The organism is Acinetobacter sp. NIPH 817 (assembly GCF_000368405.1).
Lineage (GTDB): Bacteria > Pseudomonadota > Gammaproteobacteria > Pseudomonadales > Moraxellaceae > Acinetobacter.
Window position 1 is genome coordinate 416928 of the sequence record NZ_KB849420.1, and the last position, 15893, is coordinate 432820.

A 15893-nucleotide genomic window follows, 5' to 3' on the forward strand; every position below is an offset into this window, starting at 1 on the left:
ATGCCGCCTTCGGGCGGTTTTTTATTATCTGAGGAAAAGTGAAATGAACATTGAACAATATCTAGATGAGCTTATTAAACGCGAAGGCGGGTATGTTAATAATCCTGCGGATCGAGGAGGTGCTACCAAATATGGCATTACTGAAGCAGTAGCACGTGCAAACGGGTTTAAAGGCAAAATGCGAGATTTACCACTTGAAACAGCAAAAGCTATTTATAAAAAGCAGTACTGGACAGCACCACGATTTGACCAGGTGAACTCTGTTTCTTCTGCAGTTGCTGAAGAGCTTTTAGATACCGGTGTAAATTGTGGTACCGGCTTTGCAAAACCGCTCTTACAACGCGCTTTGAATTTACTGAATAACCAAGGTAAAGCTGGCTGGCCAGATTTATCAGTAGACGGAATTTACGGACCAGCCACATTAAATGCACTTAAAACTTACTTGGCCAAGCGAGGGAAAGATGGGGAAAAAGTATTGGTGCGAGTACTCAACATCATGCAAGGCCAACGTTACATTGAAATTTGTGAACGCAATAAAAGCCAGGAACAATTCTTTTATGGCTGGATCGCTAACCGGATCTCATAATATGAAAACCTTTCATTTTAAGCGTTCTAAGTTTGGATTTATTCTAACGATGTTGTGCATTCTATTTTCAGGATGCACAGCACATACGATCAATAGTAAAGTAAATATTGGTATTTGTGTTAAAGCCCTCTAAGGAGGGCTTTAAATAAAGATATATTCTTGTAAACCCTTAAATTTTTTTTACTTTTAGAATTTTAGTCATCATAATAATCAAAAAGGTTAATTATTAAATAATTTCTCTTAATAAGAGAATGGAGGTGAACGGTGCAAGAGGGCAAAATGCCAACTAGTGATCTAGTTAAAATCATAATATTTTCATTATTACAGATACCTTATATATTTTTTATAGGCTGGGGAGGGGTGCCAGTTTTAATTTTAATTTTAGGCTTCTTTCTAGCAAAAAGAGATCAAAAAATAAGTACATTAAATGCATCAATTATATGGTGTAAATATTATTTATATCTTACAGCTGTGATTATGTGTCTTTGTGCTTTATATATTGTATTCATTGAGCATACATATGCCACTAATGAAATTTTTCAATATGTGATCATTCCTTTGATAGCTTTTTTATTGCTACCAATAAGCTACTTTCTCTTTTTAGAGCATCTTTACAGACGACCAATTCAAAATAATCCGCACACCTTCCTTGTATCAACAAAAAGAGAGGAACTAAGTATTCTAAAAACTGAGAATATGAAAAGTTATTCCGTTGCAGACGAATTATTGAAATGGAAAGAGCTTAAGGATCAAGGGTTAATTACCGAGAAAGAATTTGATGAAATGAAGAAGAAAATTATAGGTTCATAATTTTTAATTACTCTTTTTTAAGCTGTGCATCATTAATGATGCACAGCTTTTACGATCAATACTAATGCGAGTGTCAGCATTCGCGTGGAAGCCCCTAAGAAGGGTTAAAAATTTTACAAATCTAATTGTTTTATCGCGATTTCAGCTACAACTTTAGCACCTAGATCGGAAGCAAAATCCTTAAATTTGGTAAGAGCTTCTTTAAATTTCCATTCACCTTTCATAGTTTTTTGATGATTTTTGAGAGTGGTAAGTTTAGCTAGTAATTTTGCTTGAGTCACCTCATTCTTAAGAGTTTGAATCTCAGATTCTAGTTGAAGTAATATTTCATTCCGCTGAATAGTTATTTTGCTGGCAAAACTTTCAGGAGTGTGAACTTCATTTCCTTCAGCATCCAAATGAATAATTTCTCCATTTTCTTCAACGTTTACTAAAGCATCTATTTGGGATACATCATCTACAACAATCATATTTCTTTTAATACCCATGTTATGGACTTTGGCACCCTTACCTAAATTTATAAGTTTCATTATTACTCTTTACTGTTTATAAATGTAAATACATTCTATAATCTTTTTTCTTTATTTACTTCAATTCATGGTTAGTATTTAAAATATTTTCAAATATAAAATAATCTTTAGGTTTTAAATTCTCTTCATACTCACACTGAATCCCAGCTTGGGCTTACATATTTTCCTTCAATCAACAGCTTATCTTGTCAACACTGGAATAATTATGATTGAAAAAATATTTGCTCAAAAATTAGTGAAAAAGATTAAATTTGATCAAATCTTTTCTCATTTTCGTAATTACTAATAACTCATACCACTTAAAAGGATTTCTACTCAACTTATCCCTACTCATGGACCAGTTTCGACCAGAGACAATTCTTTTACGGTTGGATAGCTAACCGAGTTTCACTATGAGGATAGTGGTTTTTTTGTGCATTCTGTTATCTGGATGCACAGCTCATGCGATCAATAGTAATATGAATGTAGGCATTTATGTAATCCCTATAAATAAGTTCTTATGAGAGGGTTTAAAAAAATTAATGTAAAAGCAATAAATTTTATAAATCAAGTCATTATAAAAATTACAATTATGATAAATTATAGAAAACTTTTATCTCACAAACTTGGTTAATAGGTATGATGTGTGCTGAAAAAACAGGAGGTTTTAACTTGGTAAACTAAACACACTCATCAGGAGTTTACCATGAGCAAGAAACACAAGACTTACACCACAGAATTTAAAGCTGAAGCCATCAAATTAATTGAAGCCAATCAAGGCAATGTCTCGGAAACAGCCAGACAACTTAGCATTTCAATGCAAACTCTTTCAAATTGGAATACCAAAGCAAAGGCTGGAACTTTAGCAGGTACAAAACAGTATTCACCTGATCTAAACGCTCTACTCGAAGAAAATAAAAAACTCAAACAACAGCTCAAAATAGCTGAAATGGAACGTGAATTTTTAAAAAAGGCAGCAGCGTACTTTGCCAAAGAAAGTCAGTAAGGTACGCCTATATGAAACAAAAAAGATATTCTTTTCCAATTACCTTAATGGCTCGATTACTTCATGTTTCAGTTTCATGTTTTTATGATTGGCTCAAGAGAGGCGTGAGCAAAAGAACGATTCAACGAAATCAACAGACGATATTGGTGAAAATAGCCCATGAGGAGACAAAGCAGAGCTATGGTTATATTCGATTAACCAAATACTTACAAGCTCAGGGCATAAAAATGAGTATGTACGCTGTACGTCAGATAAAAGCGCTGAACCACCTGTATTGTAAGCGACACAAGCGTTTTAAAAGGACTACGAATAGTGACCATAATCGAGCGATCTATGAAAACCTGCTGGAGCAACAATTCTCAATGACTAGACCAAATCAAGCATGGTCAAGTGATATTACGTACATATGGACTGTTGAAGGATGGCTGTACTTAGCAGCGGTAAAAGACCTTTACACGAAGCAAGTGGTTGGCTATAGCTTAAATGAGCGCATGACAACACAGCTTGTTTGTAATGCGCTAAATATGGCTATTCACAATCAAAAACCAACCAAAGAACTGATTGTGCATTCAGACAGAGGAAGTCAATATTGCAGCCATGAATATCGAAATATACTTGAGCAATATGGTTTTCAAGGTTCAATGAGCAAGCGCGGAGACTGTTACGATAATGCACCGATTGAAAGCTTTTGGGGAATACTGAAAAATGAGTTAGTGCATCATTACAACTATCAAACCAGAGAAGAAGCCAAAGCAGATATTATAAAATACATTGAATTATTTTATAATCATCGAAGAATTCAAAAGGGTTTGGGTTTTAAGACACCAAATCAAATGGCCGAAGACTTTTATAAGTTGGCTGCCTAGAATCTCCCAAGGGAAAGTCTCCTGATAATTCAGCGTATATCAGTAATCTATGACTAAAGATGAACTCGAGGCATTATCTGACTTAAGGTTAAAAGAGTCCAAAACTCTATTTGAAAATGAATTATACCAAGGTGCCTATTATCTGTGTGGTTACTCAATAGAGTGTGCTTTGAAAGCATGTATAGCTAAATCTTTTAAACAAAATGAATTTCCTAATAAAAGACTAGTCAATGATTCATATGTTCATGATTTAAATCAATTACTTAAACTTGCAAATTTAAGTATTCAATTCGAAAGTGATTCCAGAACTGACTCTCAATTAGAAATCAATTGGGCCATAGTGAAGGATTGGTCTGAACAATTTAGATATGATCCTTCAATTGAAAAAGTTAGTGCAGAAGAATTAATTAATGCTGTTAGTGATCAACAATCAGGAATACTTCCATGGATAAAAAAACATTGGTAATCCAAAGGGAACTCTCAAAAGATATGGAGTTTTCTGGTCAATTTTTGCTAAAAGAATTGGTTAAAAAAAAGGTTGATATTGATGCTGCGATGTGGTTTCTACAATCCGATTTAAACGAGTGGAAGTATATTTTAGTATTTGATGAGTTTTCTAAAAAAGGTTCCTCTTTTGTTTATGAAATGATTAGCAACATAAATAGAAATAGTTTATCTAAGAAATATAAAGCAATTCCATTAAATGCTGTTGAGGTTAAACCAAAGAATTCTTTTATATACAAAAATATGAAAGGACTTGTTCATATGGATAATGGTATGTGCAGAATTTCTAATTCAATGATAAATGGTTTTGAAATTTATGACTGTTTAATTTATAGATTTTTATAAGAATTATAATTAACTGCCTTATCTATATTGGTATAGTTGAGAAATCATTCTGACTATCTCAATATAGATAATACTTAATATTTCATTTGACGATTGTTAGCTGATCCCACATAAATGGGTTCTTAGTTAGTTTATCCCTCGACATTGACCAAGTTCGACCAGGTAAATAACAAGGACCAACACCGAGCTTTTTCTTTCCGAATTTAGTGTGCACGTTATCTAGTGTTTTCATCAATTGTTCTTTCTTTTCTATTGCTTCAAAATCTGTGAGCAGGTCATATGTATGGCCAGCCTTAGGTTCTAAACCTGTTAGTATCACGCCGCACTTCTTATACTTAATACCTTCTTTATAAATGTGAGATACCATTTTTGTTGCAGCTTTTACGAAATCTAAAGCGCTATCTGTAGGTTCAGAGAAGGAACCCGTGATTGATTTATTATAATAAGGGGCACTTTCATCAAATGGACTTGATTGTACAAACACTAGGAGACAGCCACAAAGTGACTCTTCATCACGCAAACGTTTGCAAGCTTCTTGTGCGTGCATGGCTATTGCTTCTTTCAAATCAGAGAGTTCAGTAACTTTTGTACCAAATGAACAAGACTTTATTATTTGTTTTTTTGAGGTTGGTGTATCTTCAATTTCAATGCATGAGATGCCTTGTAATTCGTAAATGGTTCTTGCCATAACAATCGAGAATTTTTTCTGCATCTCTCGAGGTTCAGCACAAGCTAGATCTAAAACAGTATTAATGCCCATTGATTGCAATTTCTTTGAGTGTTTACGACCTACGCCCCAAACTTCAGATACTTCAATTAATGAGAAGTAATATTCTTTGTTGCAAGGATCCATATTTACGAGATCGCACACACTATTAAAACCGGGATTCTTTTTAGCAATGTGATTAGCAATCTTAGATTCTGTTTTACTTCTGCCGATTCCAACACATACTGGTAAACCGAGCCATTTCCATATTTGCTGCCGCATTTGTTGACCGACCTTTTCAAGATCGAAATTCTTTTCATAAGCAGAAAAATCAACAAAGCATTCATCAATCGAGTACGGCTCAACTTCTTCATCAGTTACGTATGAAGCAAGGATTGTATGAAAACGTCTCGACATTTCAGCATACATTGCATAATTGCTTGAAAGTACGATTACGTTGTGCTGCTGAACAATGTCTTTAATTTGGAATAACGGCACACCCATTTTTATATTTAGGGATTTCGATTCATTGCTGCGCGCCACGGCGCACCCATCATTGTTACTGAGAACAATCACAGGCTTATTGTTCAAACTAGGATCAAAGACTCTCTCGCATGAAACGTACATGTTATTTACATCAATGAGAAAGAAAACTTTGTTTTCATGCTTCATGACTTTTTTCTTGTCATTTTAATGATATGAGTAACAACACCCCAAATTATTAATTCTTGGCCATCCGCTAAATAAATATTTTTATAATCTGGATTTTCTGCTTTGAGCCATTGGCCAGACTCATCGATCATTAAGCGCTTAACTGTGAAATCATTATCAATTAGTGCCACGACAATATCGCCGTGTTTTGCATCGAGACTACGATCGACAATGAGCTCGTCATCAATATCGATACCTGCATTTAACATTGAGAGTGAAGCAACTTTCACAATAAACGTAGCGGTTTCATTTTTTATTAAATGCTCGTTCATATCGAGCGCTTTATCTACATAATCTTGTGCGGGGCTGGGGAATCCTGCAGAAATCTTTTCTAAAGCATAAGGGACAAGTATATGGGTTGAGGGTACAACTAGCTTAATAGATACAACATCAGATAAAACAGCCCCTTGTAAATACGGCTTTATCTGGATAATGGATGGTGCAATTTCGCTCATAGAATATCCCCTAACTTGAATTTGTAACATATTCAAGATGATATGCTAGAGCTTAGTTAAATTTCAAATTTAAAAACTTGTGGATAAATAATGACTAGTCGTAACTTGTCGCTCAATTTTGTGCGTTTGGTCGGAAATTCTTCATATGATAGCTCCTTATAAGAAGACATATTTTAAAGGTGAAAGTTTTATATAGAGCTCATGACAATCATACTTTTTAAGATCTAAATGATAAATTTGCTAGTGGAATTTCAACGATACCGCAGGCTTTATAGGCATGAGGTAAATGATTCGTAAAGAATAAAAATAAAGATTGTTCGTCAAAGGCAAAGTCTAATTTATAGGTATCTATCTCATTTAGAGTTCGAAGTAATATGTCTTTACACCCATCTTCGGCATATTGATTAATTAAATCTGATAAACCTTCAATGTGAGGAATTTCAAAAACTTCGTATATATTAACTTGTCGGGTAGGGGTTAATTTAAAGTTTATTGAATAATTATAGTAATTTGGGTGTATAGAAGCAAAGTCATCAGAATGAGAAAGTGAAATACTTAAATACTCTTGGTCAAATCTATGAATAGTATAATAAGACTGAACTTCAAATGGGTACTTTGAACTAAGTTCAATAAGATGGTCTATTTCGGTGGAAGCATATGTACGAATATCATTAATAATTTCATATCCCAGTCGTTGTATAAAAATATTAATAATATTTAAATCTATATTTGTAGCACCAGAAAAAATAGGAATATTTATTTTAGAATCAATGTTGATTCTTTTATCAATTTCAAGTGGTAATGTCATATTTTTGTAAGAAATTCCATTATAACTGTCTTTAATTTTTTTCTTAAATATATAAGTCCCACCTGCATCCCCCTGTATACTTAATGACCCATACTCTGGTGTCTGTTTCCTTGTACTTGAAAAATTTTTGATAGTGTTTTCACAAAATGCATTGAAAGTTAAAGTATCACTATCATTTTCATTCAAAGTTAATTGGATAGCTTTATTAAAGGGGCTATTATCATTTTCGTGTCCATCACTAACCTTTTCTAATCCTCCAGAAGTTAATGCTTGTCTAGACTTCTTATCTTCTAAGGCATCTAGTCCACCCCCTCTAGTTCTATCAAAAATTGAACCTGAAAAGCAGCTATCAGAAATTACAGCAATATGTTTAGCTTTCGAGTATGAAAGAAATGAAATTAAGTTATTTATATCAAACCATGTAGTAGGATCATCAAATTTGCTATCAGAGCAGAGCCAATAACCTTTCCGTAAATAATGATTATATTCGCCATGACCTGCAAATATTAATAAAATAGAATCATTTTCTAAGGAATTCATAAACTCCTCATTCAATACTCTGTATAAATATGAAAGTGTTGTCTGCTCAGGCTTATTATAAAGTACTAGTCCTAAGTCATCTAAATTATATTCATAATCAGTGTTTAGTATATTAATAATACTATTAATATCATTAAGGCAATTTTTTAAATTTTGATCTGGAGCGTTGCTGTACTCATCTATAGCAATAGCAATTATTTTATCCATTAATTTCCCCTTATAAACTTTGATCCGAAATTTTCTCTAATGTTATGTTTAGTATAGCTAAAATTTTTGTCGGTTATAATTTAATTCAAAAAATAGATTAGATTAAGCCCTTTTTGTTGAATCTCGGAAAATAATTAGATTTAAATCCAGTTAAAGGCATTTCAATGAAAAATTGATTTGCATCTTCATGTTTACAGTTTAACCAATCCTTTCTAAATTCTGGAGGTATGACGATTATTGATCTTTTCTCATCTTCAGGCTTATGAAACTGGTTCATGAAGGGATGGGCATCAGCGTTGATAGTGAGCATAGACATAGATCGAACTTGCTGCCCGTCAATTACGGTTGAGTCATAAATTGCAGCGACTGTAAATGGCAAACCATCTTCTCTATAAATTCCCCAACGTTCGGCTTTACCATTCACATATCTTGGCTCATAAATTTTTTCGACGGGTATTAGTGCAAACTGACTTTTAGCCCAAGCGTGTCGAAAGCTCGGTTTTTTATCAACTGTCTCAGTTCTGGCGTTATAAGTGTATTTCGAAAACTTTAAGTCATGGTTCCATGGTGGAATCATACCGAATTTGACTTGTCGCCATTCAATGTGGCCATCTTTAGAAAAAATAAGAGGGCAGTCGTAACCCGGATAAATATCAGCTTTATAATCGAAAGTAGGTTCAAAGAGATCAAGCAGGTGAACTCGATCCTTGCTTATTGGCTCATAGTTTGCGCACATTGATTAAGCCTCAGAAAGTTCTTGTATTTCTTTAATCCTTTGTTCTGCAAGAATCTTTTTCGATTCATTAGTTGGACAAAGATTAAATGAATTTAGAAGGTCTAAAATATTACACTCAATAAATGGAAGTCTATTTTGCTTAATAGAAATATTATCAGTTTTCCTCCAAGTCTCAGTTGAAAAAAAGAAATAATATTTAACTTTTCCAACTATTTTGTAGAATTTACATGCTTCTAGGTCATAACCAGTGGTGTCAGCTGGTCGATAGGCAAAATACCGATCTAAAATAGTGATCGAATTAACAAGATCAAAATTATACATTCCAACTATCCACAATATCCTCCCAACCCTGCATCATTTCTCTTTACTTAGCTTCTTATCACGCTAATAACTATATAATTATTCTGCAAGCCTAAAGACCAACCGATCTCTTTATAGAATGGCTCACCATATTTGATTGTGTGCTCAATATAAAAATAGACCCAATCTTTCATTTGTAAATTCTCAATTATTCAACTTGCGATTTAATATTTTAGGGGCCAATTAATTAGGCCTACTTCTTACAATGTTAGCTTAATCTTACAAACTTTTTTCTTCTGCTTTTTAATTTGAGTCTAATTTTTAAAAATTAGATATCTTTTTTTGATCCAAGTGAACATAATTTAATCGGCAAAAAATCTTCTAGTACAAATGATCGTACTAAAAATGTTCAATGATTTTAGTTAAATACGGGTTACAAAGAGCTTTTAGGACAAAATTAAATAGGTTTTTTACGGTATGAATTATTGCGGTATCAGACTGTACTGGAAAAAATACCGTAAAGATTACGGTAACTGGTGGAACGTTTTGGTACTTTATGAAACTAATTAGAGTTTGTTATAGTAGTGGTATCAATGGTTTTGGTAAGAATTGATACTTGCTGAAACTAAAAATTGGTGCGCCCGGCGGGGATCGAACCCACGACCCCAGGTTTCGGAAACCTGTACTCTATCCAACTGAGCTACGAGCGCATGCGTGGGGCACATCATAGGAAAAAAACACTGGCAGGTAAAGCACGAAATACGTGCCAAGTGAATTTAATGCTTAATTAAACAGCAAGTTGTTTAATATTTATATACTTTCTTGAAGAAGCTGAATTGAATAGTTAATTGTATGCAAAGCACTTGCAAGTTCCTGAGGAGGAATGCGGGATTCCTGCAAACTGGTAATCCATTGCATTTGGCACAGTTTAAGCTCTTGTATTGTTGTGGCTTTCTCTATTTTTTGAACTAGTGGTTTAGTCATTAGTCCACAATAACTGCTAAGAGTTTTCATCATTAATAGTTGTATTTCTTCGAAAGAAAGAGCCTTAGAAGATATTACTGGTTGAAAATATGTAGTACTGGACTGATCTAAAGTTTTTTGCTCGGAAAGCTGGATTTCTCCAACAAGATTCGCGGAATGTGCTATGGAGCTACCAACAGATTCTTTTTGATTTTCTTCTACTTTATTTGTTGGTAATGTTTTTAAAATAATTTCTTCATCAGTTAACGTTTCTGTAGAGGCAGTTGAGGCAATAAGTTCTAAGTCGACAAGCTGTTGAATCAATTCTGGAGAAGCAATACGTTTTTTAAATTCAACATTTAAGTTTTGAAAATCTTCATGGTCTATTAAGAGTAATAAACGTCTTTGTTTTGCATTTAAAACAATATTGCGTTGTTGAAGCGCAACTCTTCCTAAATTGGTTCTATAAAAACCAGCCATGATGTTTCCCCAATATAAAAAAAAATCAGACTGTTCAATCTTCTGAGTTGAACAGTGCTGTTTTTAATAAAATATAAATGGGGTTAACCATAAAACTCAAAAATGACAATATGATGAAGAATTGATGAATATCATCTATTTAAGTCATTAAAGTACACTTTCTAATGCTTTGCGAAGGTAAATATCAAGCTCATCTTGGCGTAATAACCATTGAATATAGTCTTTAGGAAGTTCAGCAATTGCTGTGCCTTTATGCTTACCAAAGTTAACCGTCGTGGGGATACGTGCTTCTTCAGAAACTCGGTATAGCTCTTCAATATCTTGAATATTTAAATGATAGACAATATGCATCAAAATATTGGCAGTCAAAATAATATCGGCATCGGCACGGTGTGCACCTTTGAGTAATTCACGAGCTTTACTGCTGCCTTGTGAAATCATATAAATGAGGGCGGAGATATTATGTGCTTCTGCTTCAGGCCAAACTTTACGTGCTAAAGCTAAAGTGCAAATCGGTTTAATATTCGATACATCAACACCACAACGAGCAATTGCGGCAATATCGTAATCAATATTGTGACCAATAATATAAGTTGTGGTCTCTGGTAATTCAAAGGTTTTATAGTGAGGCTGGTTTTCTAAATCTGACTCTAATATATGGTGAACTGCCATAGCCGCGTAAGAAATAGGAGTACCCACTTGATAGAGCTGATCAAACAATTTGCTTTTATCTAAGGTGAGTTTGCCTTCATTAAGTTCAATCGGGGCATACGCGATTTCAATAGGCAAACCATTTAGTGTATGTGTTTCTGTATCTAAAATAATGGCTTGCATATTTGGCCTTTCAAATAATTACGAGTAGCTATGAATGGTAACAGTTGGCTATTCACTTTAAAACATGGAGTAGAGCCAGAAATTAGCGAGAATGACAATTCATGCTCAAAAATAGAGTCTTTCATGGATTAATTTTGCTCAAATATGACTTGCCAAAAATTAAGTTTAGGCGTAATTGTTTTTAAGGCATTAGAAAATGTTGATTAAAAAACTAAAGCACAACAAAAATGGAATTTAAGGGAAGATATACCAATGAAAATGAAACTGTTCATGACCAGTGTTCTTAGCACGAGTTTATTTTTAGTCGCTTGTGGAGGAGGGAGTAGTGATGACAGCCCAGTAACTACTAATCCATCTGGTACTCCAGCCAATAATATTCAAAATCCAGTAGTTAAAGTAGATGCTTACACAAGTACTAACTTAGGATCAGTTGCCGCAGAAAGTAGTATTCTGACCTATAAAATGTTAGGTCAAAGTGGCCAAGAAGTACAGGCAACCAGTTTGGTATTCACACCAAATACACCACCACCAACAGGTGGTTGGCCAATTGTAGTCTGGGCACATGGCACTACAGGTGTTGCTGATGCCTGTGCACCGAGTAAAGCAGCTTTAACAGACAGTACAAAAGATTTAATTAGTAAGTTACTTGCAGCTGGTTATGTTGTTGTTGCACCAGACTATGAAGGTTTAGGTACTTCAGGCATACATCCATTTTTAAATGTTAAAAGTGAGGCTTTCTCAATTACAGATGCTGTGGTTGCAACGCGTAACTATTTATCACAGCGTAACTTATTAACTTCAAAAAAATGGCTTACAGTCGGACATTCCCAAGGGGGACATGCTGCGTTGAGTGCTGCACAATATGCGAGTCGTGCACAGCTAGACTATAAAGGTACAGTAGCCGTAGCACCAGCTTCTAATTTAGGTTTTATTTTAGTTGCAGGTGAACAAGCGGTTGCTAATACAACTATAGATAAAAAGATTCCGATGTATGCACAGCTTGATACCTATACTGCGTTAGTTACAGCAGGTATTCGAAATACACAGCCAAGTTTTAATTATTCGCAGGTATTTACTTCACAAACAGAAAGTACAGCACAGCAGGCAGAAACGATTTGTGCGGGGCCATTAGCCCAAGCTTTGGTAGTTAATATGCAAACCTACGCAGCAACACATGGCGGCACACTGGATGGTTTTACGCGTACACAACCTAACTTTATGGTAGTACCCTTGGTTAAAACATTCTTAGATAAAGATTCTCAACCTTTACAGGCAAAAGTATCTACACCAATTATCATTTATCAGGGTCTAGCAGATACAACAGTTCCTAAAGTAGCTACAGATATTTTGATATCTAATGCCACTGTCGTAGGTACTAAAATTAATAGTTATGTGACTGGTAACTGGGACCATAATACGGCGATGAGTAGTAATGTAGACAACATTGTTGGAAATGTTCAGACCTTGCTAACAGCACAATAGAGTTATTGATATTTAAAGTATTTTTAACCTTATTGTAAGCTAAAGTGAATGAGGAAAAATTTTTAAATATAAGCTTTAAACCAGCTTTTTTATTGATTTATAAACAATGGCTCATTTTTTATAAAACTTGAGCCATTTTTATTTAAAACTGAGCTAACTTCATTCTGTTTAATTATAAAGTTCATGCTACAATATGTCGCAATCTTAGCACGGCTTAAAAGCCCTAATTTTATAGGACCCCCGCTAATGTTTGCCAATATTTCCATTTCTGAATTTGATCCAGAATTAGCTCAAGCAATTGCTTCTGAAGGTGAGCGTCAAGAAGCACATATCGAGTTAATTGCTTCTGAAAACTATTGCTCTCCTGCTGTGATGGAAGCGCAAGGATCAAAACTTACGAATAAATATGCAGAAGGTTATCCAGGTAAACGCTATTATGGCGGTTGCGAATATGTGGATATCATTGAGCAAATGGCGATTGATCGTGCTAAAGAACTTTTTGGTGCAGATTACGCAAACGTTCAACCACATGCTGGCTCACAAGCTAACTCTGCTGTTTATCTAGCACTTCTTAACCCAGGCGATACTGTTTTAGGTATGAGCTTGGCTCACGGTGGTCACTTGACTCACGGTGCTAAAGTAAGCTTCTCTGGTAAAACTTATAATGCAGTTCAATACGGTCTGAACGCTGAAACTGGCGAGATCGATTATGAAGAAGTTGAACGCTTAGCATTAGAGCACAAGCCACGTATGATCGTTGCTGGTTTCTCTGCTTACAGCCGTGTTGTAGATTGGCAACGTTTCCGTGACATCGCGGACAAAGTTGGCGCTTACCTTTTTGTTGATATGGCTCACGTTGCAGGTCTTGTAGCTGCTGGCGTATATCCAAACCCAGTTCAAATTGCTGACGTAACTACAACTACGACTCACAAAACACTTCGTGGTCCACGTTCTGGTTTAATCCTTGCGAAAGCGAATGAAGAAATCGAGAAAAAACTTCAATCAGCTGTATTCCCTGGTAACCAAGGTGGTCCATTGATGCATGCGATTGCTGCTAAAGCAATCTGCTTCAAAGAAGCAATGTCTGATGACTTTAAAGCTTACCAACAACAAGTTGTGAAAAATGCTCAAGCTATGGCTGAAGTATTGATTGCACGTGGTTATGATGTTGTTTCTGGCGGTACAGACAACCACTTGTTCTTGTTATCTTTAATTAAACAAGACGTAACTGGTAAAGATGCTGACGCTTGGTTAGGTGCTGCTCACATTACTGTGAACAAAAACTCAGTTCCAAATGACCCACGTTCTCCATTCGTGACTTCTGGTATCCGTATCGGTACTCCAGCGGTAACAACTCGTGGTTTTGGTGAAGCTGAAGTTCGTGAGCTGGCTGGTTGGATCGCTGACGTGATTGACAGCAAAGGTGACGAAAAAGTTATTGCTGACGTAAAAGCGAAAGTTGAAACTGTTTGTGCAAAATTCCCTGTATACGCACAATAAGTTGTAAATGTAAAAAAAGCGCCGTATGGCGCTTTTTTTACATCAAGTTAATTAGGGAAGAATTAACTTTCCGATTTTACCGATGACTCGGCATTATGCCAGCCACCACCTAATGCGCGGATTAAATTTACACTAGCCATCATTCTAGTGCCGTTAAGCTGTGCAGAAAGTTGCTCTTGTTGCAAAATAGTCCGATCCGAGTCAATCACATCAAGATAGCTAATTGCACCTTCTCGATAACGTAAATGAGAAAGCTGATTTGCATGACGAGAAGAAGAGAGCGCTTGGCTTTGAGTCTGAATTTGCTGATCGAGAATTCTTTGATCAGATAAACCATTTTCAACTTCGCGAAATGCATTCAATACAGTTTGGCGATAATTCGCAACGCTTTCTTCATAGGCAGCTCGTGCTTGAGCGACTCCAGCTTTACGTTGTCCGCCATCAAATAATGGCAAAGATAAAATAGTGCCTGCGACTGGACCAAGTAAGAATGTACGGCTCGACCATTTACCTAAATCACCTAAAGTTGATGATTCATAACCGAGTGCACCTGTCAGGTCTAGTTTCGGGAAGAAAGCAGCGCGTGCAATTCCAATACGTGCATTATCTGCTGCCATCGCACGCTCGGCAGCAGCAATGTCAGGTCGTCTTTCAAGTAAAGCTGAAGGTAAACCGGCTGGCAGACGGAGGCTGTTTGCAGTTAAAGGTTCAATTGCCAAGCTAAATTCAGCTGGTGTTTTGCCTAACAATACTGCAAGTGCATGCTCTGCATTGGCCCGGTTACGAGCAATGTTCAGTGCATTGGTTTGGGCGGTAGCTAGTTCAGTCTGTGCGCGAGAAACATCTAATTCATTGACTAATCCATTTCTAAAACGTGTTTGAACTAAGTCTCTTGTCTCACCAAGCAGTTTAATAGTGCGATTATAAATTGCTTGTTCAGCATCTAACTGACGAATGAGAAAGTAACCTTGGGCAACATCTGCTTGCAAAGCTAAAAGAGCCGACTGATATAAAGCTTCTTGTTGCTGTACATCAGCTGTTGCTGCATTGACACTACTGGCGATACGACCAACTAAATCGAGCTCATATGAAACATTCGCTTGAGCACGCCATAAGGTTTGTGCAGATGTATGAGCGTTGTCATCTAAGCCTAATGAAGCAGGAGAGGGTTTTTGACGAGTTGGGCCAAAGCCAGCACCAATACTTGGCAAACGTTCAGCTTGGGCTGCTGAACGTAAAGCACGTGAAGCTTGAATATTAGCTGCTGCCGCTTTAAGACTCTGGTTTCCAGAAATGGCTTGTTGTTCGAGCTCATTCAATTGAGGATCATTAAAAACACGCCACCATTCACCTCGAATCTGCTGATCGGCAGGTTGGGCAATTTTCCAATTATTGTCTTCAAGTTTTGGGTCAGACTCTTTAAATTTGACTGGAACTATCACTTTTGCAGGTTGATATTCTGGAGCCAAAGAGCAGCCTGCAAGCAGCAGGCTTCCCATGAGTGAGGACAATAATAAGCTTTGTTTTGTTGTAGCCATCAAATAT

Annotated in this window: 16 protein-coding genes, 1 tRNA gene and 1 pseudogene; 7 read left to right on the plus strand and 11 right to left on the minus strand. The window is 35.8% G+C overall.

Features of this window, described 5'->3' with window-relative positions; translation table 11 throughout:
* Positions 1-43 precede the first annotated feature (43 nt).
* Positions 44-586 (plus strand): glycoside hydrolase family 108 protein, encoded by a 543-nt coding sequence (locus F968_RS05660; RefSeq protein ID WP_004791143.1) that lies wholly within the window; start codon positions 44-46, stop codon positions 584-586.
* Positions 587-850: 264 nt separating this feature from the next.
* The gene (locus F968_RS05665) at positions 851-1396 is read left to right on the plus strand and encodes an SHOCT domain-containing protein (RefSeq protein ID WP_034596157.1); all 546 of its coding nucleotides are present in this window, start codon (positions 851-853) and stop codon (positions 1394-1396) included.
* A 113-nt stretch (positions 1397-1509) separates the two neighbouring features.
* Here F968_RS05665 and F968_RS05670 read toward each other — a convergent pair whose 3' ends face one another.
* Entirely contained in the window at positions 1510-1926 is a 417-nt protein-coding gene (locus F968_RS05670; RefSeq protein WP_004791147.1) for a hypothetical protein, read from the minus strand.
* Positions 1927-2611: 685 nt separating this feature from the next.
* On the opposite strand from F968_RS05670, the gene F968_RS05680 reads away from it, so the two are divergent.
* From F968_RS05680 to F968_RS05690, 3 genes are all read left to right on the plus strand, one after another.
* Positions 2612-3777 (plus strand): IS3-like element ISAba22 family transposase gene (locus F968_RS05680; protein WP_085942227.1). Its coding sequence is split into 2 segments (ribosomal slippage): positions 2612-2870 and positions 2870-3777, totalling 1167 coding nucleotides; the frame shifts between segments, so codons are not numbered across the junction.
* A gap of 49 nt (positions 3778-3826) precedes the next feature.
* The gene (locus tag F968_RS05685) at positions 3827-4243 is read left to right on the plus strand and encodes a HEPN domain-containing protein (protein WP_004791150.1); all 417 of its coding nucleotides are present in this window, start codon (positions 3827-3829) and stop codon (positions 4241-4243) included.
* Positions 4222-4626, plus strand: a complete 405-nt coding sequence (locus tag F968_RS05690; protein ID WP_004791153.1) for a hypothetical protein — start codon at positions 4222-4224, stop codon at positions 4624-4626. Before F968_RS05685 ends, F968_RS05690 begins: the two co-directional genes overlap by 22 nt.
* An 82-nt stretch (positions 4627-4708) precedes the next feature.
* Here the strand turns inward: F968_RS05690 and F968_RS05695 are convergent, their stop codons facing one another.
* From F968_RS05695 to F968_RS05730, 8 genes are all read right to left on the minus strand, one after another.
* Complete coding sequence (locus tag F968_RS05695; RefSeq protein ID WP_004791155.1) at positions 4709-6004, minus strand: Y-family DNA polymerase; 1296 nt, start codon at positions 6002-6004, stop codon at positions 4709-4711.
* Positions 6001-6498 (minus strand): LexA family protein, encoded by a 498-nt coding sequence (locus F968_RS05700; protein ID WP_004791156.1) that lies wholly within the window; start codon positions 6496-6498, stop codon positions 6001-6003. The genes F968_RS05695 and F968_RS05700 overlap by 4 nt, the downstream gene beginning before the upstream one ends.
* A 217-nt stretch (positions 6499-6715) precedes the next feature.
* The gene (locus F968_RS05705) at positions 6716-8053 is read right to left on the minus strand and encodes a caspase family protein (RefSeq protein ID WP_004791157.1); all 1338 of its coding nucleotides are present in this window, start codon (positions 8051-8053) and stop codon (positions 6716-6718) included.
* A 97-nt stretch (positions 8054-8150) separates the two neighbouring features.
* Entirely contained in the window at positions 8151-8789 is a 639-nt protein-coding gene (locus tag F968_RS05710) for an SOS response-associated peptidase (protein ID WP_004791159.1), read from the minus strand.
* 3 nt (positions 8790-8792) lie between these two features.
* Positions 8793-9110 carry a hypothetical protein gene (locus tag F968_RS05715; RefSeq protein ID WP_004791161.1) on the minus strand — a complete coding sequence of 106 codons (318 nt, stop codon included), beginning with the start codon at positions 9108-9110 and terminating at the stop codon, positions 8793-8795.
* A gap of 612 nt (positions 9111-9722) precedes the next feature.
* Positions 9723-9799: transfer RNA gene (locus tag F968_RS05720), tRNA-Arg, on the minus strand.
* 100 nt (positions 9800-9899) lie between these two features.
* A complete protein-coding gene (locus tag F968_RS05725) occupies positions 9900-10532 on the minus strand; it encodes a hypothetical protein (protein WP_004791165.1) in 633 nt (210 codons plus the stop codon).
* Between the two features lie 147 nt (positions 10533-10679).
* Positions 10680-11366 (minus strand): 3'-5' exonuclease, encoded by a 687-nt coding sequence (locus tag F968_RS05730; RefSeq protein WP_004791168.1) that lies wholly within the window; start codon positions 11364-11366, stop codon positions 10680-10682.
* Between the two features lie 252 nt (positions 11367-11618).
* Between F968_RS05730 and F968_RS05735 the strand changes: the two genes are divergently transcribed.
* Positions 11619-12848 carry an alpha/beta hydrolase gene (locus F968_RS05735; RefSeq protein WP_004791170.1) on the plus strand — a complete coding sequence of 410 codons (1230 nt, stop codon included), beginning with the start codon at positions 11619-11621 and terminating at the stop codon, positions 12846-12848.
* Positions 12849-12940: 92 nt separating this feature from the next.
* Here the strand turns inward: F968_RS05735 and F968_RS20575 are convergent.
* Positions 12941-13033, minus strand: a pseudogene (locus tag F968_RS20575) (hypothetical protein); the annotation flags it as partial.
* Between the two features lie 61 nt (positions 13034-13094).
* Here F968_RS20575 and glyA point away from each other — a divergent pair.
* On the plus strand, positions 13095-14348 hold the full coding sequence (glyA, locus tag F968_RS05740) for a serine hydroxymethyltransferase (protein WP_004791172.1): 1254 nt from the start codon (positions 13095-13097) through the stop codon (positions 14346-14348).
* A 62-nt stretch (positions 14349-14410) separates the two neighbouring features.
* On the opposite strand, the gene F968_RS05745 is transcribed toward glyA, so the two are convergent.
* Positions 14411-15886, minus strand: a complete 1476-nt coding sequence (locus tag F968_RS05745; protein WP_004791175.1) for an efflux transporter outer membrane subunit — start codon at positions 15884-15886, stop codon at positions 14411-14413.
* Between the last annotated feature and the right edge of the window lie 7 nt (positions 15887-15893).

Bases quoted from the DNA above. Each gene is read 5' to 3' on its own strand.
- F968_RS05685 (WP_004791150.1), top strand. From the start codon at position 3,827: ATGACTAAAGATGAACTCGAGGCATTATCTGACTTAAGGTTAAAAGAG.
- F968_RS05695 (WP_004791155.1), bottom strand. From the start codon at position 6,004: ATGAAGCATGAAAACAAAGTTTTCTTTCTCATTGATGTAAATAACATG.
- F968_RS05660 (WP_004791143.1), top strand. From the start codon at position 44: ATGAACATTGAACAATATCTAGATGAGCTTATTAAACGCGAAGGCGGG.
- F968_RS05730 (WP_004791168.1), bottom strand. From the start codon at position 11,366: ATGCAAGCCATTATTTTAGATACAGAAACACATACACTAAATGGTTTG.
- F968_RS05725 (WP_004791165.1), bottom strand. From the start codon at position 10,532: ATGGCTGGTTTTTATAGAACCAATTTAGGAAGAGTTGCGCTTCAACAA.
- F968_RS05710 (WP_004791159.1), bottom strand. From the start codon at position 8,789: ATGTGCGCAAACTATGAGCCAATAAGCAAGGATCGAGTTCACCTGCTT.
- glyA (WP_004791172.1), top strand. From the start codon at position 13,095: ATGTTTGCCAATATTTCCATTTCTGAATTTGATCCAGAATTAGCTCAA.
- F968_RS05690 (WP_004791153.1), top strand. From the start codon at position 4,222: ATGGATAAAAAAACATTGGTAATCCAAAGGGAACTCTCAAAAGATATG.
- F968_RS05700 (WP_004791156.1), bottom strand. From the start codon at position 6,498: ATGAGCGAAATTGCACCATCCATTATCCAGATAAAGCCGTATTTACAA.
- F968_RS05705 (WP_004791157.1), bottom strand. From the start codon at position 8,053: ATGGATAAAATAATTGCTATTGCTATAGATGAGTACAGCAACGCTCCA.
- F968_RS05715 (WP_004791161.1), bottom strand. From the start codon at position 9,110: ATGTATAATTTTGATCTTGTTAATTCGATCACTATTTTAGATCGGTAT.
- F968_RS05670 (WP_004791147.1), bottom strand. From the start codon at position 1,926: ATGAAACTTATAAATTTAGGTAAGGGTGCCAAAGTCCATAACATGGGT.
- F968_RS05745 (WP_004791175.1), bottom strand. From the start codon at position 15,886: ATGGCTACAACAAAACAAAGCTTATTATTGTCCTCACTCATGGGAAGC.
- F968_RS05735 (WP_004791170.1), top strand. From the start codon at position 11,619: ATGAAAATGAAACTGTTCATGACCAGTGTTCTTAGCACGAGTTTATTT.